General features: G+C 42.7%; 21 protein-coding genes. 16 read left to right on the top strand and 5 right to left on the bottom strand.

Translation table 11 applies throughout. The annotated features are described in order from the left end of the window. Positions 1-16 precede the first annotated feature (16 nt). The gene (locus ACO4R2_RS09695; RefSeq protein WP_484770018.1) at positions 17-1,123 is read right to left on the bottom strand and encodes a DUF2027 domain-containing protein; all 1,107 of its coding nucleotides are present in this window, start codon (positions 1,121-1,123) and stop codon (positions 17-19) included. 251 nt (positions 1,124-1,374) lie between these two features. Between ACO4R2_RS09695 and ACO4R2_RS09690 the strand changes: the two genes are divergently transcribed. Genes ACO4R2_RS09690 through ACO4R2_RS09680 form a run of 3 tightly spaced genes read left to right on the top strand, consistent with a single transcriptional unit; the run spans position 1,375 to position 5,021 of the window. Continuing rightward, the gene (locus ACO4R2_RS09690; RefSeq protein WP_311490541.1) at positions 1,375-2,247 is read left to right on the top strand and encodes an electron transfer flavoprotein subunit beta/FixA family protein; all 873 of its coding nucleotides are present in this window, start codon (positions 1,375-1,377) and stop codon (positions 2,245-2,247) included. Between the two features lie 15 nt (positions 2,248-2,262). Continuing rightward, positions 2,263-3,285 carry an FAD-binding protein gene (locus ACO4R2_RS09685; protein WP_311490540.1) on the top strand — a complete coding sequence of 341 codons (1,023 nt, stop codon included), beginning with the start codon at positions 2,263-2,265 and terminating at the stop codon, positions 3,283-3,285. A 5-nt stretch (positions 3,286-3,290) separates the two neighbouring features. Then, a complete protein-coding gene (locus ACO4R2_RS09680) occupies positions 3,291-5,021 on the top strand; it encodes an acyl-CoA dehydrogenase family protein (RefSeq protein ID WP_484770017.1) in 1,731 nt (576 codons plus the stop codon). Positions 5,022-5,195: 174 nt separating this feature from the next. Here the strand turns inward: ACO4R2_RS09680 and ACO4R2_RS09675 are convergent, their stop codons facing one another. Both ACO4R2_RS09675 and ACO4R2_RS09670 read right to left on the bottom strand, forming a co-directional pair. After that, on the bottom strand, positions 5,196-6,062 hold the full coding sequence (locus ACO4R2_RS09675) for a hypothetical protein (RefSeq protein ID WP_484770016.1): 867 nt from the start codon (positions 6,060-6,062) through the stop codon (positions 5,196-5,198). Positions 6,063-6,107: 45 nt separating this feature from the next. Then, positions 6,108-7,139, bottom strand: a complete 1,032-nt coding sequence (locus tag ACO4R2_RS09670) for a branched-chain amino acid aminotransferase (RefSeq protein ID WP_484770065.1) — start codon at positions 7,137-7,139, stop codon at positions 6,108-6,110. Between the two features lie 390 nt (positions 7,140-7,529). On the opposite strand from ACO4R2_RS09670, the gene ACO4R2_RS09665 reads away from it, so the two are divergent. The 13 genes from ACO4R2_RS09665 to ACO4R2_RS09605 all read left to right on the top strand — a co-directional run bounded on the left by ACO4R2_RS09665 (position 7,530) and on the right by ACO4R2_RS09605 (position 18,794). Next, entirely contained in the window at positions 7,530-8,423 is an 894-nt protein-coding gene (locus ACO4R2_RS09665) for a MotA/TolQ/ExbB proton channel family protein (RefSeq protein WP_311490537.1), read from the top strand. A 90-nt stretch (positions 8,424-8,513) separates the two neighbouring features. Then, on the top strand, positions 8,514-9,128 hold the full coding sequence (locus ACO4R2_RS09660; RefSeq protein ID WP_315090297.1) for a biopolymer transporter ExbD: 615 nt from the start codon (positions 8,514-8,516) through the stop codon (positions 9,126-9,128). Between the two features lie 9 nt (positions 9,129-9,137). Further along, positions 9,138-9,749, top strand: coding sequence for an ExbD/TolR family protein (locus ACO4R2_RS09655; RefSeq protein WP_484770015.1), 612 nt, complete (start codon positions 9,138-9,140; stop codon positions 9,747-9,749). Between the two features lie 24 nt (positions 9,750-9,773). Further along, positions 9,774-10,628, top strand: coding sequence for an energy transducer TonB (locus ACO4R2_RS09650; RefSeq protein ID WP_484770014.1), 855 nt, complete (start codon positions 9,774-9,776; stop codon positions 10,626-10,628). 125 nt (positions 10,629-10,753) lie between these two features. Continuing rightward, positions 10,754-11,689 carry a PstS family phosphate ABC transporter substrate-binding protein gene (locus ACO4R2_RS09645; protein ID WP_484770013.1) on the top strand — a complete coding sequence of 312 codons (936 nt, stop codon included), beginning with the start codon at positions 10,754-10,756 and terminating at the stop codon, positions 11,687-11,689. A 222-nt stretch (positions 11,690-11,911) separates the two neighbouring features. Next, positions 11,912-13,378, top strand: a complete 1,467-nt coding sequence (locus ACO4R2_RS09640; RefSeq protein ID WP_484770012.1) for a tetratricopeptide repeat protein — start codon at positions 11,912-11,914, stop codon at positions 13,376-13,378. Between the two features lie 296 nt (positions 13,379-13,674). Next, positions 13,675-14,361 carry a phosphatidylserine decarboxylase family protein gene (locus tag ACO4R2_RS09635; RefSeq protein ID WP_315090303.1) on the top strand — a complete coding sequence of 229 codons (687 nt, stop codon included), beginning with the start codon at positions 13,675-13,677 and terminating at the stop codon, positions 14,359-14,361. Between the two features lie 84 nt (positions 14,362-14,445). After that, a complete protein-coding gene (locus ACO4R2_RS09630; RefSeq protein ID WP_315090306.1) occupies positions 14,446-15,144 on the top strand; it encodes a CDP-alcohol phosphatidyltransferase family protein in 699 nt (232 codons plus the stop codon). A 66-nt stretch (positions 15,145-15,210) separates the two neighbouring features. Beyond that, positions 15,211-15,447, top strand: coding sequence for a DUF4834 family protein (locus ACO4R2_RS09625; RefSeq protein ID WP_484770011.1), 237 nt, complete (start codon positions 15,211-15,213; stop codon positions 15,445-15,447). Positions 15,448-15,772: 325 nt separating this feature from the next. Beyond that, complete coding sequence (locus ACO4R2_RS09620) at positions 15,773-16,861, top strand: glycosyltransferase family 2 protein (protein ID WP_484770010.1); 1,089 nt, start codon at positions 15,773-15,775, stop codon at positions 16,859-16,861. A gap of 37 nt (positions 16,862-16,898) precedes the next feature. Then, a complete protein-coding gene (gene radC / locus ACO4R2_RS09615) occupies positions 16,899-17,663 on the top strand; it encodes a RadC family protein (RefSeq protein ID WP_484770009.1) in 765 nt (254 codons plus the stop codon). Positions 17,664-17,691: 28 nt separating this feature from the next. Then, positions 17,692-18,012 carry a metal-sulfur cluster assembly factor gene (locus tag ACO4R2_RS09610; protein ID WP_311490526.1) on the top strand — a complete coding sequence of 107 codons (321 nt, stop codon included), beginning with the start codon at positions 17,692-17,694 and terminating at the stop codon, positions 18,010-18,012. An 11-nt stretch (positions 18,013-18,023) separates the two neighbouring features. Then, positions 18,024-18,794, top strand: coding sequence for a UDP-2,3-diacylglucosamine diphosphatase (locus tag ACO4R2_RS09605; protein ID WP_311490525.1), 771 nt, complete (start codon positions 18,024-18,026; stop codon positions 18,792-18,794). Between the two features lie 126 nt (positions 18,795-18,920). Here ACO4R2_RS09605 and ACO4R2_RS09600 read toward each other — a convergent pair whose 3' ends face one another. Then, positions 18,921-19,358, bottom strand: a complete 438-nt coding sequence (locus tag ACO4R2_RS09600) for a hypothetical protein (RefSeq protein WP_484770008.1) — start codon at positions 19,356-19,358, stop codon at positions 18,921-18,923. Between the two features lie 129 nt (positions 19,359-19,487). Continuing rightward, a complete protein-coding gene (locus tag ACO4R2_RS09595) occupies positions 19,488-20,798 on the bottom strand; it encodes a leucine-rich repeat domain-containing protein (RefSeq protein WP_484770007.1) in 1,311 nt (436 codons plus the stop codon). Between the last annotated feature and the right edge of the window lie 107 nt (positions 20,799-20,905).

Below are 20,905 nucleotides of genomic sequence, written 5' to 3'. Positions count from 1 at the left end.
GGGCTACTTACACTTGTTAACCAATAATGACCATTGTTGCCCCATATCCATATTCGCGGAAGCTGGCGTCTTGGTAGCGACATTCTTTGTAGTGTGAGCGCAACTCTTTGAGGAGTGCATTTCGCAGAACTCCTTCTCCTTTGCCATGGATGAACACGATCTTTTGTCCTTTGTGCTTCTTTTCTTGTTCCATTGTTTCGCGGAATACTTTTAGCTGATAGTCAAGAATATCTTTTGGTTCCATTCCGCGCGTGCTGTCGAGAATCTCTTCTGCATGGAGATCAACCTCAATAGGCCCATCTGCTGCTTGAGTCTTTGTGCGCGCAGGTTGGCGCAGAATGTGTTCGGGCTGCTTTGTCTCTATAATCGCCTCTTTTATATCATCCGCATCTATGAATATACTGCGTGCAGGTTTGTCATCGCGCACGACATCGAAAATGAGAGCAGGCAGATTGAAGAAATCGTTATGTGTAAAGGTGTGTAGCTTATAGAATTTTGCACCTTCCAAACGCAAAGAAACGTCAATAGGTTTCTTCAAGCGATAAGGCTTATCCTGCTTGTAAGCAATGGCCTGTATTGTCACCTTTTCCCACTCATTGAGTTCGGTGCGTAGAAATTCCTCCAAGAAAAGTTTTGTGTTCGGCTCAATCAGACCGGCGTGACGAACAGTGAATGCCTTTCCATCTTGATTGAGCAAAATGAATTGAATGTATAGGTTGCTATCATTGATGAGATAAGCTTCAAACGAGGTGTCTGGAGCATCTAAACCTTTCGGAGCAACAAAAGCTAAGAAGAGATTAAGAACATCAGCTCCTCGGCGTTCCAAGGGGCGCGGGCGAAAGGTGATAGGTCTGTCGTCCTCTTCTTCCTCCTCCTCATTGTCGTCACTGTGAATATACGTGTCTGGTTGTTTAGTTTCAGATTGTTTTTTAGCCTTCGCTTCCTCTTTGGGAGTCCGAACAATATTATAGCCGTCTGTCTCAACAACTACCACATCTGTAACTAAAACGGGAATGTCAAAACCACTCTCATCTGTGACGAGTACAGTTTTCTTACTGGGAAAGCCAGCAATAATGCCTCCTCCCACTTCGTTGAGAAACCTAACGCGATCTCCTATTTTCATATTTCTCTTATTTTATTATTTGCACAAAAATACACCTTTTATATAAAATATAAGTGTTGCGTTCAGTTCTATTTTCAAACAGTTCCGTATCCGTGATGGTCAGAGTTCTTTTAGAAAAATTGTTACAATCGCACAAAATAGGCCGCAATGCGCAAAAAAGAAAGGGGAAACTTGCTCTGCTTATATAAAATGCGTAATTTTGCGCCGAATTAATTCGATAGTTTTAGATAAATCAACTAACAACTTTTAATATGAGTCTTAAAATCGTTGTACTTGCCAAACAAGTACCCGACACTCGCAACGTGGGCCCCGATGCCATGACGCCGCAAGGCACAGTGAATCGTGCAGCCCTCCCTGCTATTTTCAATCCTGAGGATTTGAACGCCCTTGAGCAGGCCCTGCGTCTTAAAGATCAGAATCCAGGTTCAACCATTCATATTTTGACAATGGGGCCTCCCCGTGCCACAGAAGTGATTCGTGAAGGTCTCTATCGTGGAACTGATGGCGGCTATCTGCTGACAGATAGAGCTTTTGCCGGTGCAGATACACTTGCAACGAGCTATGCTCTTTCTATGGCTATTCGCAAGATTGGTGTGCCCGATCTTATCATTGGTGGACGCCAAGCTATTGATGGTGATACGGCTCAGGTAGGTCCGCAGGTGGCTCAGAAACTCGGACTAAACCAAATCACTTATGTCACGAGTATCGACGAAATTAAAGATGGTCAGATTACTGTTACACGTCATATCGATGGCGGTGTAGAACGTGTTCAGGCACCGCTACCTCTCTTGCTCACTGTGAATGGTGACGCGGCTCCTTGTCGTCCACGCAATGCTAAACTTGTGATGAAGTACAAGCGCGCTACAGCTCCTATGGAGCGCCCCGCAGAGGGCTTACCCTATGCAGAAGAATACGATAAGAAACCTTATTTGACTGTAACGCAATGGGGTGTTGCAGATGTTGATGGCGACCTTGAACAGTGCGGTCTCGCAGGTTCTCCTACAAAGGTGAAAGCCGTTCAGAATATTGTGTTCAAGGCAAAAGAAAGCAAGCAACTCACAGCTGCTGATGCCGATGTCGAGAGTCTTGTTAAGGAATTGTTAGATAGCCATACAATCGGATAATTAAAAAAGGAAACAATGAATAACGTATTTGTATATTGCGAAATAGATAAGACTACGGTAGAGGAAGTTTCCTTTGAACTTCTGACAAAAGGCCGTAAGTTGGCAAATCAGTTAGGTGTACAGCTCGAAGCTATTGTTGCTGGTGCTGGCATTAAGGGACATGTAGAGAAAGAAATTCTTTCTTATGGTGTTGACAAACTCCACGTGTTTGATGCAGAAGGTCTTTATCCATACACAACGAAGCCCCACACGGACATCCTCGTGAATCTCTTCAAGCAAGAGAAACCACAGGTTTGTTTGATGGGTGCTACTGTTATCGGACGTGATCTCGGCCCCTGCGTTTCAAGTTCTCTTACTAGCGGTCTTACGGCTGATTGTACAGCACTTGAGATCGGCGATTATGACGATAAGAAAGCAGGTAAGCACTACGATAATCTGCTCTATCAGATTCGTCCTGCTTTTGGTGGTAACATTGTTGCAACGATTGTTAATCCCGATCACCGTCCTCAAATGGCTACGGTGCGTAGTGGCGTGATGAAAGCTGAAGTAGTGGATCCCGAATACAAGGGAGAAGTTATCTATGAAGATGTTGCTAAGTTTGTACCTGCGGAAGATTATATCGTAAAAGTTCTGGAGCGTCATGTAGAGAAGGCTAAGAACAATCTGAAATCCTCTCCAATTGTTGTAGCTGGTGGTTATGGCGTTGGTAGCAAGGAAGGTTTCGACTTACTTCGCAAATTGGCTGAAGAGCTTCATGGTGAAGTTGGTGCCAGTCGTGCTGCTGTCGATGCAGGTTTTTGCGAACACGAACTACAGATTGGTCAGACTGGTGTAACGGTACGTCCCAAAGTATATTTTGCTTGCGGTATCAGCGGTGCCATTCAGCACGTTGCAGGTATGCAAGAGAGTGGCATCATCATCTCTATCAATACCGATCCTGAAGCACCTATCAATAAAATCGCTGATTACGTTATCACGGGTGCAGTAGAGGAAGTAGTTCCCAAACTTATTAAGTATTACAAAGAAAATAGCAAGTAAGAGATATGGCAAATTGTTATAGCGATCATGAGGAACTGAAGTTCGAGCTGAACCATCCTCTTATGAAGCGCATCGTTGAGTTGAAAGAACGCAACTTTGCAGACAAAGATAAATTTGATTACGCACCGCTGGACTATGCCGATACGATGGATAGTTACGATCGCGTGCTCGACATAGTTGGCGACATAACAGCTACTACCATTGCCGATAATGCTGAGGGAGTAGACCTTGAAGGTCCTCACCATGAAGGCGACCGCGTTCGTTATGCTTCGGGAACAGAAGCTAATCTGAAGGCGATGGTGAGCGCAGGTATGAACGGTATGACGATGCCGCGTCGCTTTGGCGGTCTCAATTTCTCCATCACTCCTTACACGATGTGTGCTGAAATTGTTGCAGCAAAAGATGCAGCTTTCGGTAATATCTGGAGCTTGCAAGATTGTATCGAGACGCTCTATGAGTTTGGTAATGAAGATCAGCACTCTCGCTTTATTCCTCGTGTGTGTGCAGGTGAGACCATGTCAATGGACTTGACTGAACCCGATGCAGGTTCTGACTTACAGCGCGTTATGCTGAAGGCTACTTATAGTGAAGAGGAGGGTTGCTGGTTACTCAATGGTGTGAAGCGTTTTATCACCAATGGCGATGCAGATATCCACCTCGTTTTGGCTCGTTCAGAAGAAGGCACGACGGATGGTCGTGGTCTCTCTATGTTTATATATGATAAGCGTCAAGGTGGCGTAAATGTACGTCGTATTGAGAATAAATTGGGTATTCACGGAAGCCCCACTTGCGAACTTGTGTATAAGAATGCACATGCCGAACTTTGCGGTGATCGCAAACTCGGACTTATCAAGTATGTCATGGCGCTGATGAATGGTGCTCGTCTAGGTATTGCTGCCCAGAGTGTAGGTATCTCTCAAGGCGCATACGATGAGGCACTTTCTTATGCTAAAGATCGTGAGCAGTTTGGTAAGAAGATTATCAACTTCCCAGCTGTCTACGATATGCTGGCACTGATGAAAGCTAAATTGGATGCTGGTCGTGCATTGCTCTATCAGTGCAGTCGCTATGTTGATATCTACAAAACTCTTGAAGATATTGCTCGCGAACGCAAGCTCGAACCAGAAGAGCGTAAAGAGCAGAAAGCTTATGCAAAACTTGCTGATAGTCTCACACCGCTGGCAAAGGGTATGAACTCTGAATATGCTAACCAAAATACCTACGATGGCATCCAGATTCTCGGTGGCTCTGGTTTCATGATGGATTATGCTCTTCAGCGCTACTATCGCGATGCACGTATTACAAGCATCTATGAAGGTACAACGCAGTTGCAAGTAGTTGCTGCCATTCGCTACGTCACCAATGGTTCTTATTTAGCTCAATGCCGTGAGTTCGAAGCTACTCAGCTGAGTGTCGATCTCCAACCTCTGCAAAACATTGCTAAAACGATGGCTGATAAGCTAGAAGAAGCTACTGCTAAGGTGAAGGAAGCCGCAAATCAGGAGCTCCACGATATCTGTGCACGTCATCTCGTAGAGATCGCTGCGGATACTATTATGCTCCACCTCTTGCTTTACAATGCTAACGAACGCCCAGACCTCTTCGCTAAGAGTGCACACGTTTATGCTAATCATGTTGCAGCAGAAGTTGCTAAACACCATGCTTTCATCATGAATATGACTCCAGAGCAACTTGCTTATTATCGTCAGACAGCTCCTGCTGCTGAAGCAGAGTAAATTGTTTAGATACAGATAAAGTTTAAGGGTCTCTACACAAATAAGTGTGGAGACCTTTTTATAAAAAATAGTACAAGAAAAAAATCCGCAACGCCCTGTAGAAGGCATTGCGGATGAAAAGAAGGTTTAGAGCTTTATTGGAAAATTATAAAACTCCAATGTTTCTAGTAGAAGCTACTTATTCATTGTTACATTGCTGCTACCGATCATTTGACCGTCGCAGAAGATATAAGCAGAATAGGTTCCAGGTTCTAAGTATTCGTTTGCTGGTACATAGATGGAAACGTGCGTGTCTTGACCAGTATATTCCACTTGGCGAGAAGCGCTAAATTGTATATTCTTATTCTCGTATTTGAAACTCCCAGAGACTCCTAAAACGTTTTGACTCGGTTTCAAAAGGCGAACGTAAACTGTGCGGTTACCAGTTTTAGCAGTGACATTGCGTGCAATATTAAAGTTGATGACAAAGTTCTTAATATCCTTTGTGTTCTTTGCCGGTTTTCCGTTCTTTTTGATTGGTGTGACACTAATGCTTGTTGCATTGAGCTGTGCTGCCACTTCAACTGTTTCTTTGAGTTGCTGATTGCTTGTTGTTAGCGCTTCATTTTGTTGGTGAGAAAGAGCTGCATCAGCACGTGCCGCATCGCGTTCAGAAGTTAAGCGAATATTCTTTTGTTGAAGAGAGTCAACCTGTCGAATATAGTCGCGCAAGACTGCGCGTACTGTTGCCAATTCTTTCTTGAGTCGGAGAATTTCAGCAGAACTTGTTGCTTTTGTATTCTTGAGTTCTGCTAACAGGCGTTCGGCGCGTAGCTGCTCCGCGTTGAGACGAGCTTGAAGGGTATCGTCCTTGATCGTCTTCTTCATCTCGCCGTATTGTGCAGCATATTCGGCATACTGATTTTCCATCTCTCGGCGATCCAGTTCAGCCAACTGTCGGAGTTCCGCCAGTTCTTTCTCCTTATCGCTCTTCTGCCCGTTACAAGCAGGCAAAAGAACGGAAGCGGCTAAAAGACCTATTATGAGCGTAGGATATTTCATCTTTAATTGTTTTACTCTGGTGTGGAGATTTTGCAAATTCAGTGGTTAATCTAGAACAGTGACCCATCCGTGGCGATCTTCTTCTATACCGTATTGAATGTTGCGCAATGTGGTGTAGAGTTTTGTTGAGATAGGGCCTGGTTCTCCATCTTTTGCAATCTGATATTGGAGCCCCTTCTCGAGGTCGTCAATGCGATTGATTGGGCTGATGACTGCTGCTGTTCCACATGCACCAGCTTCTTCAAAGGTGGCGAGTTCTTCTTCTGGAATTTGGCGTGCTTCCACTTTTAAGCCTAAGTCGAGAGCAATCTGCTGAAGACTCTTATTTGTAATGGATGGCAGAATGCTAGAAGATTTAGGTGTGATGTAGGTATTATTCTTTATACCAAAGAAATTAGCTGCTCCACATTCATCTATATACTTTTTTTCTTTTGCGTCAAGATAGAATTCTCCTGCGTAACCAGCTTTATGAGCCGTAACGTTTGCTTTCAAGCTAGCAGCATAGTTGCCGCCTACCTTGTAGCATCCAGTTCCAAGGGGAGCCGCACGGTCATAATCACGCATAATAACATAATTGTTAGTTGCAAATCCTCCTTTGAAGTAGGGCCCAACGGGAGTGGTGAATATAATGAATAAAAAATCTTGTGCAGGCTTCACTCCAACATCTGGTGTTATACCTATGAGTAATGGACGGATATAAAGAGCTGCGCCACTCTCGTAGGGAGGTATGAAACGCTCATTGAGATGTACAACCTTTTTTACCATCTCGCAGAACTTATCGGTAGGCATTTCTGCCATTTCGATACCTCGACTTGTGGATTGCATACGTGCTGCATTTTCTTCCATGCGGAAAATGCGTACTTTTCCATCTGGGCAACGGAAAGCCTTGAGACCTTCAAAAGCTTCCTGTCCATAATGGAGACATATAGCCGCCATATGAAGCGAGATATTTTCATCAGAACTTACCTCAATCTCACCCCACTCTCCATTGTGATAGTAGCAACGAACGTTGTAGTCCGTCTTCATGTAACCAAATTTCAAGTTCGACCAGTCGATCTTTTCCATAACAATTCTAATTTTGTTAGATTTTACAGGGCAAAGATACTGTTTTTTTGAAATATTGCTGTTTGCTAATGCTCACTAAGTCATAAATCTGATTTTACAACACGGTTTTATGAATAATGCGAATACTTTTGAAATCCACTCTTTGAATTAATAATAATTTGTTCGAGGTATCTTATGTATTTCTATAAAAACATTCTTGAAATCTAATTTTATAGATAAGTGAGTTTAAAGCATAAACAAAGAGAATAAAAAAACTTATACTTTTTAAGACAGAGTTTGCAATATGTATGAAAGTTTATGTATATTTGCTTCCAATTATTGGCTGCTGTTAAGGCTGTCGAGATTCTAAATGATTAAAAGACAATATAATTAATTTATAATTAACTAAATTCTAAAAACAAAATGGCAACAACAAATGCTACCGCACCACAAGGTGCAACCGCTCCTAAGAGCGCTCCCAAGGCTTCTCAGTCTAAGGGCTTCACGGGCATTAAGTCCGGTTTTGCAGTGATTCTTTGCTGCTTCGTGATTGCAATTTGCATCTTCCTCTTTGTGTTTGGTGCAGTTAGTCACTTCCAGGGTGGTGTTGAAACTGGTAAGAGTTTCATGTTCCAGGTTGATGGTGAACTTCAGCCTATCACAGGTGACTTGATTGGTACTGTCTACAAAGGTGGTTTCATTGTGCCTCTGATTTGGACAATGCTTCTCTCTGTTTTGGCTTTTGCTATTGAGCGTTTCTTCGCTATTCGCAACGCTTATGGCCGCACTAGCCTTGCTAAGTTCGTTGCTGACATCAAGGTTGCTCTTCAGCAGAAGGATCTTGCAAAGGCTCAGGCTCTTTGCGACAAGCAGCGTGGTTCTGTTGCTAACGTTGTTGGTGCAACGCTTGCAAAGTATAAGGAAATGGACGCAAACACTGAGTTAGACAAGGATCAGAAAGTTCTCTCTATTCAGAAAGCTCTCGATGAGGCTACAGCTCTCGAAATGCCAATGTTGCAGGAAAACCTCCCCATCGTTGGTTCTATCGTAACGCTGGGTACGTTGACCGGTCTTCTTGGTACCGTTGTTGGTATGATCCGTTCTTTCTCTGCCATGGGTGGTGGCGAAGGTGGTGCTGACTCTTCTGCCCTTGCAACAGGTATCTCTGAGGCACTTGTAAATACTGCTTCTGGTATTGCAACTGGTGCTCTCTCAGTTATTACTTATAACTACTATACAAACAAGATTGACCGTCTGACTTTTGCTCTCGACGAAGTCGGCTTCTCTATTGTTCAAACTTTCAACGCAACGCACTAAATCATAAATAAGGTAACTGGTTGGCGAACGCTGTCGGCCATATTTTAATAGTAAAGGCTGACAACCTCTATCAATCAAAAGCAAATAACAATGGGACGATTTAAAGTAAAAAAACAAGACACGTTCATAGATATGACACCTATGAGCGACGTCATGGTCCTGCTGCTTACCTTCTTTATGCTTACTGCAACGTTCGTAAAGCAAGAACCTATTAAGGTACAGACTCCGGGTTCTGTTTCAGAAATTAAAATTCCTGAGAAGAATTTGCTTACCATCTTTGTAAATCCCCAAGGTAAGGTCTTTATGACTATGGACGACCCCTCGCGGTTGACGGCCTTGGCAGACGAGATGGTTTCGGAAGGCAAACTTCCTACACTGAATGCAGCTGAAAAGAAAGCATTTGCTAACGCTCCAACGTTTGGCGCTCCGCTAAACTTGATTAAGAGCTGGCTTGATGCTCCCGAAGCTCAGCGCAACACCTTGTTGGAAGACCCCTCAGCAGGCATTCCATGCGATAGTGTGAATGACGAACTGAGTGTCTGGGTCAAAGCAGCCCGTACCACGGCTGGTGAAGGAATGGGTATTGCCATTAAGGCAGACCAGAAAACTTCTTATGCTGTAATTAAACAGGTTATGAATTCACTTCGCAGCATTGAAGAGAACCGTTATAATCTTATTACGGATCTCAAAAACGTTAGCGACTAACACACATGAATGATTATGGCTGGAAGTAAACAAAAGAAAATGAATGCCCGCGTCGACTTTACGCCGATGGTGGATATGATCATGTTGCTCGTGACATTCTTTATGTTGTGTACAACTTTGATGAAGCCGCAGACGATGCAACTCATAATGCCTTCAGATAAGGAGAATATCAATGAGCAGAATCGCTCTCAGATCGCAGAATCTAAGGCTATCACAATTCTTATTGGTGAGAATCGTGAACTCTACTATTTTAAGGGTAAGCCAACAGCAGACAATCTGCAGAAAACAGCGTATGGTAAGGATGGTATTCGTGCTGTCCTGATGGAAGCAAACGCAGCTGCCCAACAGCGCGTGAAAGCTTTGAAAGCTAAATTTGATACGCAGCAAAGTTCAGACCCCAAGAAGGCTCTCGCAGCTAAGCAACAGTACAAAGCAGCTCTCGAAGAAATTCGTAACTCTGATGATACGCCAAGCATCATCATTAAGCCTTCTGATAAGGCTTCTTATAAAGACCTTATTGATGTGCTCGATGAAATGCAGATTTGCAGCATTGGTAAGTATGTAATTGATAAATTCGATGGTTCGGATCAAGCTAAGATCGATCGTCTGAATGGTAAGTAAAACGATAAGTAAAATCAAAAAACTATGTCTAAAGTCAATTTGACCGCCAAAGATTGGTGCGACCTGGTATTTGAGGGACGTAATAAAGACTACGGTGCTTATCGTCTGCGTGCCAAGTCGGGAAGTCGACAATTAAAATCTGTGCTTATTGTAATCCTCGTCCTCGTAGCAATTATCGTTGGAGCCTTTGTTCGTGCAGAGGTGAAGAAGGCTATGAAAGCAGACTTGGGTGACAATGAACAAGTTACAGCTCTTAGTCAGCTAAAGAAAGAAGACCCGAAGAAAGAAGAAAAAAAGATCGAGAAACCCAAAGAGGAACCGAAACCAGATGTTCAGAAAGTTGCTGTAAAGGCTTCTATCGGTTTTACTGTTCCAAAGATTGTTGACGATAATCTCGTTGATAAGTCTAAGGAGTTGAAGACGCAGAAAGAACTGGGTAAGTCCAACTTCGCCATTGCATCTCAAGACTACGCTGGCGACTCTAAGAACGGTATCAATATTGACGACTTGAAGGACAACCAGCGCACTGGTGGTACTACTATTCCTCCCAAACAGGAAGAAGTTGTTGATAATGCCCTCGTAGAAGTTCAGGCAAGTTTCCCTGGTGGTGAAGCAGCTCTTATCAGCTACGTTAATAGCCACGTGAAGTATCCCGAAATTGCTCTTGAGCAAGAATTGCAAGGTACTGTAGTTCTTCGTTTCAAGGTTGATAAGGATGGTTCTGTTAGTGACGTAATGGTAAAGAAGAGCCTCTCTCGTGAGTGCGATCAAGCAGCTATCAAGACTGTTCGTTCTCTCCCGCGCTTCATTCCTGCAAAATCTCAGGGTCATCCCGTACCTGTTTGGTACACGCTCCCTGTACGTTTCAAGATTAACTAATCTGACTCATCTTTATATTAAGAACAGTTCTCTTTTGAGGACTGTTCTTTTTTTTGAAATCTAAGCTATTGCTATTACTTACAAATAAATATGTAAATTTGCGGCAAACAAATAAATTTTAGAGTATGAAGAAAATTTTGTTGCTTGCTGCTACTCTTCTGCTTCTAGCATCCTGTGGCGGTAAAAAGAAAGCTGATAATAGTTGGCTAACATCTAATGATGTCAAGATTGCGATAGATGAAACGTTTCAGCCTATAATGGCAGAGCAGTTGCAGCAGTTTGGCTTGTCTCATGTTCAAGCTAATTTGTTGCCCCTGTATTGCAGCGAAGATTCTGCCATTCGTTTGCTCGTCGACGACTCTCTGCGTTCAATAGTAGTAACTCGCAAATTAACAGCGCGCGAGCTACAGAAAATACAGCAAGCGGGCCATAGTGCCTCACAATCTATGATTGCCAGTGAAGCTTTTGCGCTTATTATAAATAAGAATAATCCCGATAGTACCATTCGTCTTAGTGAAGTTAAGAAGATTGTGAGTGGACAGATTACTGATTGGAGCCAGCTTCGCGATAGTAAGAAAAAAGGTAAGTTAAGTCTAGTTTTTGATAATTCAGGGTCAAGCACTGTTCGTTATATGCGCGATAGCCTTTGTGGTGGCAAAGGGCTCAAGGGAAATCTTTATGCTCAAGGTACTAATACGGCAGTTATTGAAGCAGTCAAGGAAAATCCAAATGCAATTGGTGTTGTTGGTACTGACTGGTTGCGCGGAAAGAGCGAGAACGTATTGCCCAATTTCAATTCCCTCGATGTCAGAGTGATGCTGGTGACAAGTTCCGATGACGCATATCCACAGTTCTATCGTCCTTACCAATACTGTATAGCTATGGGGCAATATCCTCTGGTCCGTTCTGTCTATGCAATCACTACCGATCCCCGCGAACGCTCTATGTCTAAGCTCCTATATTTCTGGTTGAAAGGACAAAAAGGACAGTTGATATTCTGCAACAATAGTCAGTTGCTTCCTGTTATGCCAGTACAGATTCGCAGCGTGAATGTCAACTAAAGATTTTGTTAAATTCTATAACTCCGTACACTGCTCAAGAATCAGTGGATAAGCGTTATAAAGTTCAAAAAAACTCTCAAACCTTATTCACTACGAAGATTTTTACTACTTTTGCAGCTATATCTTCAGCGAAAAGAATACAAAGCGCATGAACTATAGTTATTCTTAACGTTTGTGAGGATAAAACGGACTTATTGTGGAACAATAAATTTTTAAGATAGTATGAAAAGTAATTTCCTGAAAGGTTTAGCACTCGCAGCGATGCTCTTCGTTGGCGTATCCGCAAGTGCACAGATGGACAAGGGCTATACAGCTAGCCCGCTTAGCGGCGAATTGGAAGCTCAAGCGCAACAGGTTCTTGAACTTCAACTTAGCGATCCCGACAAGGCCTTCACTGTTTTCCAAAAGATGATGAGGAGCGTTAAGAGCAACAATCAAAAGCTGATTGATGTGGGCGACTTTTTCCTGAATGCAAAGATTTATCCTTGCGCCAATATGTGTGCAAAGCAAATCTATCAGAACGATCCAAAATTCGTTCCAGGACTTTTCTTTGCAGGACAGGTAGCAATGCTTCGTAAGGATTATGGTGGTGCAGGCCAGAAGTATGACGAGATACTCGCTTATGAGCCTAACAATATTACAGCTATGCGTGCCAATGCTTTTGTTTATAAGAACGTAAACCCCGCGGTTGCTGTTGATATGCTCAATAAAATTAAAGCTCTCGATCCTAACGATGTTGACGTTGACAAGCAGTTGGGCGACATCAACTATAATCTTGATAAATTCAAGGATGCAGTAGCCAATTATAAAGCATATTTTGCAGCTGTAAAACCAGAAAATATCGACGTTCGTGCAGCTGAGAACTATTGTTTGAGTCTGTATTCTACTGCTGAATTCTTCGATTTGAAAGAAAAGGCAGTGCAGTTTGCTCCGCTCGATCCGAAAGATATCATTTTCCCTCGTATGCAGTTCTTTGCTGATGTTAACAACTATGAGCTCGACAAAGCAAAGGAGAGTATCAAATATATCACAGAGAAGCGTTTCGCTGACTCTCTCTACATCTCTCTAGACTACGAATACGCAGCAAACTATGCCTCAGAGAGCAACGATATTCCTATGGCCATTGCAAACTATAAGAAGGCTATCGAAAAAGATTCAACAAAAGCAACCAGTTATAAGGAATTGGCAATGCTCTATCGTCGCGATCATCAGCCAGAAGCAGCTCTAGGCGCTTTCCAAAAGTATCTGCAAATTCTTGGTGATAAGGCACAAATGGCAGACAGCTTCCGCCTCGGCGAAATCTATGCTGCAGCGAGCCAAGAGAAGTCTGTTAGCCCAGAAAAGAAGGCTGAGTACTTCAAAGCTGGTGATGAACTCTTCCAGACCATTGCAGATCGCACTCCAGACAATTATCAAGCAGTTTTGATGCGTGCTCGTATCAATATCACCGATTCAAGCAAACCGCAGGATAAGGTTCGCGAACTCTACGAAGAAGTTCTCAAGCGCGCTGGTAAGAGTGAAGACGTGAAGAGTGCCCGCACAGAAGCAGATCGTTATTTGATTTTCTATTACATCAATAAAGATATGTTGCAGGATGCACGTCGTGTTACCAATGACCTGCTGTCTATTGACCCCACGAATGCTGTTGCTAAAAATGCTGAAGCTTATCTCAAACAGCAAGGAGTCTAAGTAGTACAAAGCAATCCAATCACAATTATACGTTTAGCCGCTTCCCTATGGAGGCGGCTTTTTCTATATATGATATGTCTCTATTTTTGATGCCATATATGAGGCCTCCTTTTAACTATTCTTTGACGACGAACATCTATACGATGTTCTGAAACATATATGATTTGTAGTTAAAGAACTTTTGTGCCAGGACATAAAAGTCCCATCTTAAAGGAGTATTTATTTATTTTTGCTAACTTTGCACTTAAGTTTATGTCCGAATGTGTTATTCGGTCACTTTTTAGCTCCCAAAGAATATGAAACATATCAAGACCATTCGCTTGCATCATGAAGGAAATCTCACGCTCATTGTAGGTTTCTGCATCTTGGCGCTTATCAACGGCCTTCTTTACTACTTTTTGAAAGAAACTTCTTTAATTCCTTTTTACATTTCTTTTGCGATAAGCCTCATCGTTTATGGCATTATTATCAATTTTTTCCGTTGTCCCATCCGTGTATTTACGGGCGAGCCTGAGAATAATGTGGTAGCAGGTGCTGACGGTAAAATTGTAGTAGTAGAAGAAGTTGAGGAAAATGAATATTTTCATGACCGCCGCATAATGGTTAGTATCTTCATGTCGCTCTTCAACGTTCATGCCAATTGGTTTCCAGTACAAGGCATTGTGAAGATGGTCAAGCACCATGATGGAAACTTCTATAAAGCATGGTTGCCTAAGTCCTCCACAGAAAACGAACGTAGTACCATTGTCATTGAGACTCCCGAAGGTCAGGAAGTTCTTGTTCGTCAAATTGCAGGTGCAGTAGCTCGTCGGATTGTAACCTATGCCCATGAGAATGAAGAGTGCTATATTGACGAACACATGGGCTTTATTAAGTTTGGTTCACGCGTCGATGTTTTCCTACCTTTAGGCACTACCATCAACGTAGAAGTTGGGCAAACTGTTACAGGTAATCAAACCATTATTGGAAAGCTCAATCCCTAAGACATATTTATTTTATCATGCGGAAAAGGTTGCCTATGCAACCTTTTTTGCATCATTTTATTCATTATATAGTACAATAAAGAAATGAAGAAGCACATTCCAAACACCATCACTTGTTGTAATCTCATCTCAGGCTGTATTGCCACTTATTTCGCTTTTAAAGGAGAATATAGTACAGCTCTAACATTTATCATCGTTGGTGCAATCTTCGATTTCTTCGATGGTTTTGCCGCACGCCTACTGAAAGTATCCTCCCCTATAGGGAAAGAACTTGATTCGCTTGCTGATGTCATAACATTTGGTTTTGCTCCTGCAGCCTTTATCTTCTCCAAGCTTGGTTTTTATTTCACTGCTGAAAGTGGAGAACTTCTTGTTCATGTCCCCTGCTTGGCCTTCCTCGTTGCAGCCTTCAGTGCTTTGCGATTAGCTAAGTTTAATCTTGACGAACGCCAAACTATGGGGTTTATCGGACTTCCCACACCTGCCAATGCTCTTTTCTGGGCCACGCTCATCGTTAGTCTGCCCACTTCGTTGTCCACTGCATCATGGCTCCCCTACGCCTTGATTGTGGGTATCTTCATTAGTTGTTGGTTGCTCGTAAGCGAAATTCCTATGTTTGCCCTCAAGTTTAAGAGTTTCGGGTGGAAGCACAACGAGCTACGCTATGTGTTCATTCTTCTCAGTGCTGTTCTGATTGCTATTTTAGGTCTTGCTGCATTTGTGACAATCATTCCGCTTTATATTATTGTTTCTGTAATAAACAATAAGTTTTCTAAACAATAGTGCTCCTCCTTTGGCATGTGATTTGTTTTTTTTGTATGGACAAATACACCATTTAGAAATTAGATTATGACACAACTATTAGGCTGTTTAGGTGCGATTTTTCTCGCTCTCTTCGCTCTCGTTCTTTTGCCAGTACTTCGCTTGGGGCATTTCCTTTTTGGAATGAACAAGCAAACGCGCCGATTCACAGGAGAGAATACACGTGAAGATCAGCATACTCATCAGCAAGAGTCGCACCAGAAAGAACAGAAAATATATCAACGAGATGAGGGAGAATACGTTGATTTTGAAGATGTGAAATAGGTCTTTATCCAACATTCTGACTAAACTTTAATCCCGAAGAGTAAACATTCTTCGGGATTCTTTATGCTTGTTTATCAGTGAGTTAGAAGCATGTGAGAATACAATACTCGCGTTTGGAAATATCCTTATTGCGTCAGCTGACATCCTTATTGTGCCCGCTGACACAATAAGGATATTTTTGAATAGGTATATATCTGTTTTTAGAGTAGAATAAAAGGATAATTTTTATCTTGACTTAGAGGAGAGAATTCTGCCAACAATTGTGTGGCCGAAAAGGAAGGTAAAAACTTTGTCATGTTTCAATTGTCTTTGTATCTTTGCGTTTATGAAGTATTCGTTCATCATTCCGGTTTACAACCGTCCTGACGAAGTCGATGAATTGTTGGCTTCGCTCTGCGAACAGACCTTAAAGGATTTTGAAGTCATAGTCGTTGAAGACGGCTCCACTATTCCGTGTCACGATGTTGTGGAAAACTATGCGGGACGGCTTGACGTACACTATTTCCAAAAACCTAATTCTGGCCCAGGCCAAACGCGCAACTATGGCGTTGAGCGAGCACACGGAGAATATGTACTTATTCTTGATTCCGATGTGGTGCTTCCAGTTGACTACCTATCTGCTGTTGAAACTGAACTCACGCAGCATCCTTGTGATGCCTTTGGCGGTCCAGATCGTGCCCACGAGAGTTTCAGTCCGATGCAGAAAGCCATCAACTATGCTATGACATCATTCTTTACAACAGGCGGTATTCGTGGCGGAAAAAAGAAGATGGACAAGTTCTATCCTCGCTCGTTCAATATGGGCGTACGTACTGATGTTTACCAGAAGCTCGAAGGCTTCAGCAAAATGCGCTTTGGAGAAGATATTGACTTTTCCACCCGCATTTTCGAGAATGGTTACAAAGCCCACCTTTTTCCCACGGCATGGGTATGGCACAAGCGTCGGACCGATTTGAAGAAGTTTTTCAAGCAAGTTCATAATTCAGGTATTGCACGTATCAATCTGACCAAGCGTCACCCTGGTACGCTCAAACTTGTACACCTGCTCCCCATGGTCTTCACTCTGGGCGTAGGTTTCTTGTTGCTTCTTGTCCTGGTCGGTCTTCTCCTCATGGCTTCGGGCGCGCTGGTTTGCCACTCAACGGATTGTCCCGTGGCTGCATCTTTCAATAATTGTAGCTTCCTTGGTGAGTATCTCGTTTTCATTGGAGCGCTTCCCCTCGTGCTTTATTCGCTCATTATTTGCGTTGATTCAACTCTGCAAAACAAGAGTTTGGGTGTGGGGCTGCGCTCTATTGCGGCTGCTTTTGTTCAACTCACAGGATACGGTAGCGGTTTTATTCGTGCCTGGTGGCAACGTTGCGTGTTGGGCAGAGGAGAATTTGAAGCTTTCAAGAAGAATTTTTATAAATAGTACATGCAGCCTTTTGGCCGTAGGAATCTAAAGACGAATGAAGCCTGAAGTAAGCATCGACATTCCAGCCGTAGCACTTCCCCAAAGCCAGCAGGGATTGTCTTCTTCTGACAAAGATCACTCGCTCACTATTCGGAATTGGGACGAAGCCGACCGACCGCGCGAAAAATTGTCTGCGCGAGGTGCAGATAGCTTGACACCCGCCGAGCTCCTTGCCATACTCATTGGTAGTGGTACACCGCAGGAGAGTGCCGTGAGCTTGATGCAGCGCATCATGAAGGATTGCAACGGTAGTCTTCGCAGGTTGGGGCGTATGTCTATTGCTGAGTTATGCCGCTACAAAGGAATAGGGGAGGCGAAAGCTATTACCATCCTTGCTGCATGCGAATTGGGGAAGAGGAGAGCGCAAGAACCCGCTTCGGCCGATGTGGTGCTCAACAGTCCTGAGGTGCTTTACGAATACTTCCTTCCGCGCATGGAGGACCTTGCAGTGGAAGAATTTCACATTCTGCTCCTCCGTCAAAACCTCTCTCTCATCTCCGATATCTGCATCGGGCGTGGTGGACTGACGGCTACGGCCGTGGATGTTCGAGTGTTGCTACGCGAAGCCTTACTGGCTAAGGCTACTGCCCTTGTGATGTGTCACAATCATCCCAGTGGAAGTACTAATCCGAGTCAGCAAGATGATCTTCTCACAATGAAAGTGAAACGTGCGGCAGATCTGATGGATATTCACCTTATCGACCATATCATTATGGGCGATCGCACTTTTTTTAGTTACAACCAAGCAGGACGGCTTTGATGGCTTTCTGCTCTATATACAGATTATAATGACACAAGAAGAAAAGACCAAGATTGAAGAACGTATCGTGGAGGTTCTCAAAACTGTTTACGACCCTGAAATTCCCGTAAATATCTACGACCTCGGCCTGATATATCGCATAGATTTGCAGGAAAATGGCCAGCTGGATGTGGACATGACATTCACAGCACCCAGTTGTCCCGCAGCCGACTTTATATTGGAAGATGTTCAGACAAAGCTCAATGCTGTTGAGGGCGTGAAACAAGCTCTTGTCAACGTAGTTTTCGAACCCGAATGGGACAGAGACATGATGACGGAAGAAGCAAAACTCGAATTAGGTTTGATGTAAAATATTGCGAAATGAAGAACGTCTATTTTCTGTCTGATGCACACTTGGGCAGCTGGGCCATACCACACCGCCGTATGCACGAGCGTCGCATCGTCAACTTTCTCGACTCTATTAAGAACAAAGCCGAGGCGATCTACATTTTAGGCGATCTCTTCGACTTTTGGCACGAGTATAAATATGTGGTGCCAAAAGGCTATACGCGCTTGTTGGGAAAAATTAGCGAGCTGACGGATAATGGTGTGGAAGTGCACTTCTTCACAGGCAACCACGACTTGTGGGTACACAACTATTTTGAAGAAGAATGTGGAATGATTGTTCATCGAGATATTGCCTGTGTGACAGAGATTGCAGGGCGTTTGTTCTATCTGGCTCATGGTGATGGCATTGGCTCTTCCGATAGGAAATATATGCTGCTCCGCCGAGTATTTCATAATAGCCTTTGTCAGCGTCTCTTTGCTAGCATTCATCCCCGTTGGGGTATGTGGTTTGGCATGAAATGGGCAGAGCATTCTCGACGGAAACACGAACTGGAAGGTGGAGAACCTCCTTTCTTTGGTGAGGACAAGGAAGAACTCGTTGTTTTTGCAAAGAATTATCTAAAGACGCATCCCAATATCAACTATTTTATCTTTGGACATCGCCACATAGAATTGGATTTACATCTCCAAAAAGAGTCGCGCCTCTTCATTCTCGGTGATTGGATTGATAAGTTTACTTACGCCGTGTTTGACGGAGAGCATATCTTCATGGAGAATTTTATCGAAGGCGAAACCAACCCATAAAAAACATAAGACACGTTCATAACAGTCCGTGTTTTTCTCCCATAACAAAAGCGAAGTCTGAGGTCTATTTCCTTCGACTTCGCTTTTACTGTTCTATACTATTATTGATTCTTTTATAGTAGCTTACTATTTATCGAAAATAGCGATAACAGGAACCGTTTTCATCATTTCTTGCTTAGTTATATATCGATAGATACCTATCTGTCTAAAATGTTTTCCAGACGGGCGTGTTATAATTTGCTCATCGTAGTAATTAGTGTTGCTATTATTGTTGTTTAAGAATAATACTATTGTTCCATTTTCTACAGAGTTGTCAGCTGTACTAGAAAGGCTATTGTTTAGCATACTAGAAATGTTGTCAACCATAGCTAAAGCACTGCCGTCAGGTAAGACTTGCATAACTCTGAAACTGTTTGCTTTGATTTCTTGTGTAGGTTTCTCGAATAGCTGCAAGTTTTCATCTGTATTCCTTGGTCGTAATATTAGAGCTAATAGAATAGTTAAAATAAAACCAGTGATAATTCCTGCAACAAAAATAAGAATAGATTTGTTTCTTGTATTCATGAAAATTAAATATTTGTTCAGATAATATGTGTGCCTATGTATTTCTTTTTCTTTACAATACTGCATGAGAGTATTTTTAGTGAAGTTGGCTGACAGAGTATAGTGCTAGCTTCTGCAGCATATTTTTAATTATGGAATAATAACCTTGAAAGATTTGTCACCGATAACAATAAGATAAACGCCTTGTGGTAGTGGTAGGGATAGAGGGCTGTTCGGCTCAATAGATGTTTTTGTAACACATTTACCATCAAGTTGGTAGATGGAAATAATGGCTGATTTATCTGTGAGGACGATTGTTAAATGGCCTGGAGTCGTGGAAAAATAGGGGTCTTTAGCTGTAGTAGTGGAATTGATGCCAGTAGTGGGAGTTACCACCTTGAAGTATGTGCTATAGAGAGAAGCCTTATCTTTCAGTTTAGGGAAAGCAGCGGTCTTAATCTTTATTCGGAGAGCTTTATCAAATGCTTTGGAGAAAGTGAAAATACCATTAGTGCAAGTATAATCATCGCCTTCTGAAAGCATATTTCCTTCAGAATCGTACACAAAGAAAACTGTTTTCTTCTTGCTTTGTGCAACGCCTGTAGCTTCTGCTTCTTGGCTTAAATCTAAAGGTTTTCCTACTTCAACTTGCTGTGCTACCATAAAATCTTTTTGTGGCCAGTAGATATAAGTAGATAAGTTTCCTCGCATTGGCAGTTGAGAAATCGGGAGTCTGTTGGCACCACAATCCAAAGAGGTCAGTGAATCCAATACAATGTTGAGTGTTTGAAGTTGGTTGCTACTTACATTGAGTTCAACGAGCTTTGCATTCTGATGGAGGTCAATGTGTTGTAGTTTATTGCCATTGATATTTAATTTTATCAAATCTTTCAGAGCGGAGAGATTCACGTCGGTTAAAAGATTATCTGTCAATTCAACACTTTGCAACTTTGTATTTTTAGAAAGATCTATGGATGAGGTCTTTGTATTCGTCAAATCAAGAACTTGTAGTTCTGTTAACGCCGAGAGGTCAGGGTTGCTTAAAGAAGAGTTGTAAGCATACAGATAGCTGAGTGCTGTACAATGATTCAAACCTACTGGAACCAATCCCTCAGTGTTGGAGATGTTGAGAATTTTAAGTTCGGTAAGATCTGTAACATCTAAAGCTTTTAGTTTTGTGTTGCCATGGAGATAAAGTTCTTCCATTTCCTCGAGTCCGGAAAGGTTTATGCTTTCAAGATTTTGATAAGGTAGCGTGAGTCGTTTGATTTCTTTACAGCCTGTAAGATCTACTTTTGTGATACCTGTTTGCTGAGAGGCGAAAGACGCAATTCCTTCAACAGATATTTCTATCGTCCAAGGAGCTGGGACATCTTTGATTCGATGGGCAAACTGTGTGAGACGGTATTCGTTATCGCTCACGGCTTCAGCTACAATACCATCTGGGAATTTTACAGACACAGTTGTGTTTGGAGTGATGGTTCGAACAGAAAAACTTTGTATAGGAACACTCCCGTCAGCTATGTATCTTAGCTTAGACTGAGCCTGTATAGGCAAGGAAGTAAAGA

The organism is Alloprevotella sp. (assembly GCF_057240785.1).
Note: the sequence above shows the minus strand (reverse complement) of the source record. Positions and strands in the feature narration are given on the sequence as shown.

Coding starts and splice junctions, on each gene's coding strand:
- ACO4R2_RS09695 (WP_484770018.1), bottom strand. CDS start 1,123: ATGAAAATAGGAGATCGCGTTAGGTTTCTCAACGAAGTGGGAGGAGGC.
- ACO4R2_RS09680 (WP_484770017.1), top strand. CDS start 3,291: ATGGCAAATTGTTATAGCGATCATGAGGAACTGAAGTTCGAGCTGAAC.
- ACO4R2_RS09655 (WP_484770015.1), top strand. CDS start 9,138: ATGATTATGGCTGGAAGTAAACAAAAGAAAATGAATGCCCGCGTCGAC.
- ACO4R2_RS09605 (WP_311490525.1), top strand. CDS start 18,024: ATGAAGAACGTCTATTTTCTGTCTGATGCACACTTGGGCAGCTGGGCC.
- ACO4R2_RS09685 (WP_311490540.1), top strand. CDS start 2,263: ATGAATAACGTATTTGTATATTGCGAAATAGATAAGACTACGGTAGAG.
- radC (WP_484770009.1), top strand. CDS start 16,899: ATGAAGCCTGAAGTAAGCATCGACATTCCAGCCGTAGCACTTCCCCAA.
- ACO4R2_RS09650 (WP_484770014.1), top strand. CDS start 9,774: ATGTCTAAAGTCAATTTGACCGCCAAAGATTGGTGCGACCTGGTATTT.
- ACO4R2_RS09600 (WP_484770008.1), bottom strand. CDS start 19,358: ATGAATACAAGAAACAAATCTATTCTTATTTTTGTTGCAGGAATTATC.
- ACO4R2_RS09675 (WP_484770016.1), bottom strand. CDS start 6,062: ATGAAATATCCTACGCTCATAATAGGTCTTTTAGCCGCTTCCGTTCTT.
- ACO4R2_RS09665 (WP_311490537.1), top strand. CDS start 7,530: ATGGCAACAACAAATGCTACCGCACCACAAGGTGCAACCGCTCCTAAG.
- ACO4R2_RS09630 (WP_315090306.1), top strand. CDS start 14,446: ATGAAGAAGCACATTCCAAACACCATCACTTGTTGTAATCTCATCTCA.
- ACO4R2_RS09620 (WP_484770010.1), top strand. CDS start 15,773: ATGAAGTATTCGTTCATCATTCCGGTTTACAACCGTCCTGACGAAGTC.
- ACO4R2_RS09635 (WP_315090303.1), top strand. CDS start 13,675: ATGAAACATATCAAGACCATTCGCTTGCATCATGAAGGAAATCTCACG.
- ACO4R2_RS09610 (WP_311490526.1), top strand. CDS start 17,692: ATGACACAAGAAGAAAAGACCAAGATTGAAGAACGTATCGTGGAGGTT.
- ACO4R2_RS09625 (WP_484770011.1), top strand. CDS start 15,211: ATGACACAACTATTAGGCTGTTTAGGTGCGATTTTTCTCGCTCTCTTC.
- ACO4R2_RS09645 (WP_484770013.1), top strand. CDS start 10,754: ATGAAGAAAATTTTGTTGCTTGCTGCTACTCTTCTGCTTCTAGCATCC.
- ACO4R2_RS09690 (WP_311490541.1), top strand. CDS start 1,375: ATGAGTCTTAAAATCGTTGTACTTGCCAAACAAGTACCCGACACTCGC.
- ACO4R2_RS09660 (WP_315090297.1), top strand. CDS start 8,514: ATGGGACGATTTAAAGTAAAAAAACAAGACACGTTCATAGATATGACA.
- ACO4R2_RS09640 (WP_484770012.1), top strand. CDS start 11,912: ATGAAAAGTAATTTCCTGAAAGGTTTAGCACTCGCAGCGATGCTCTTC.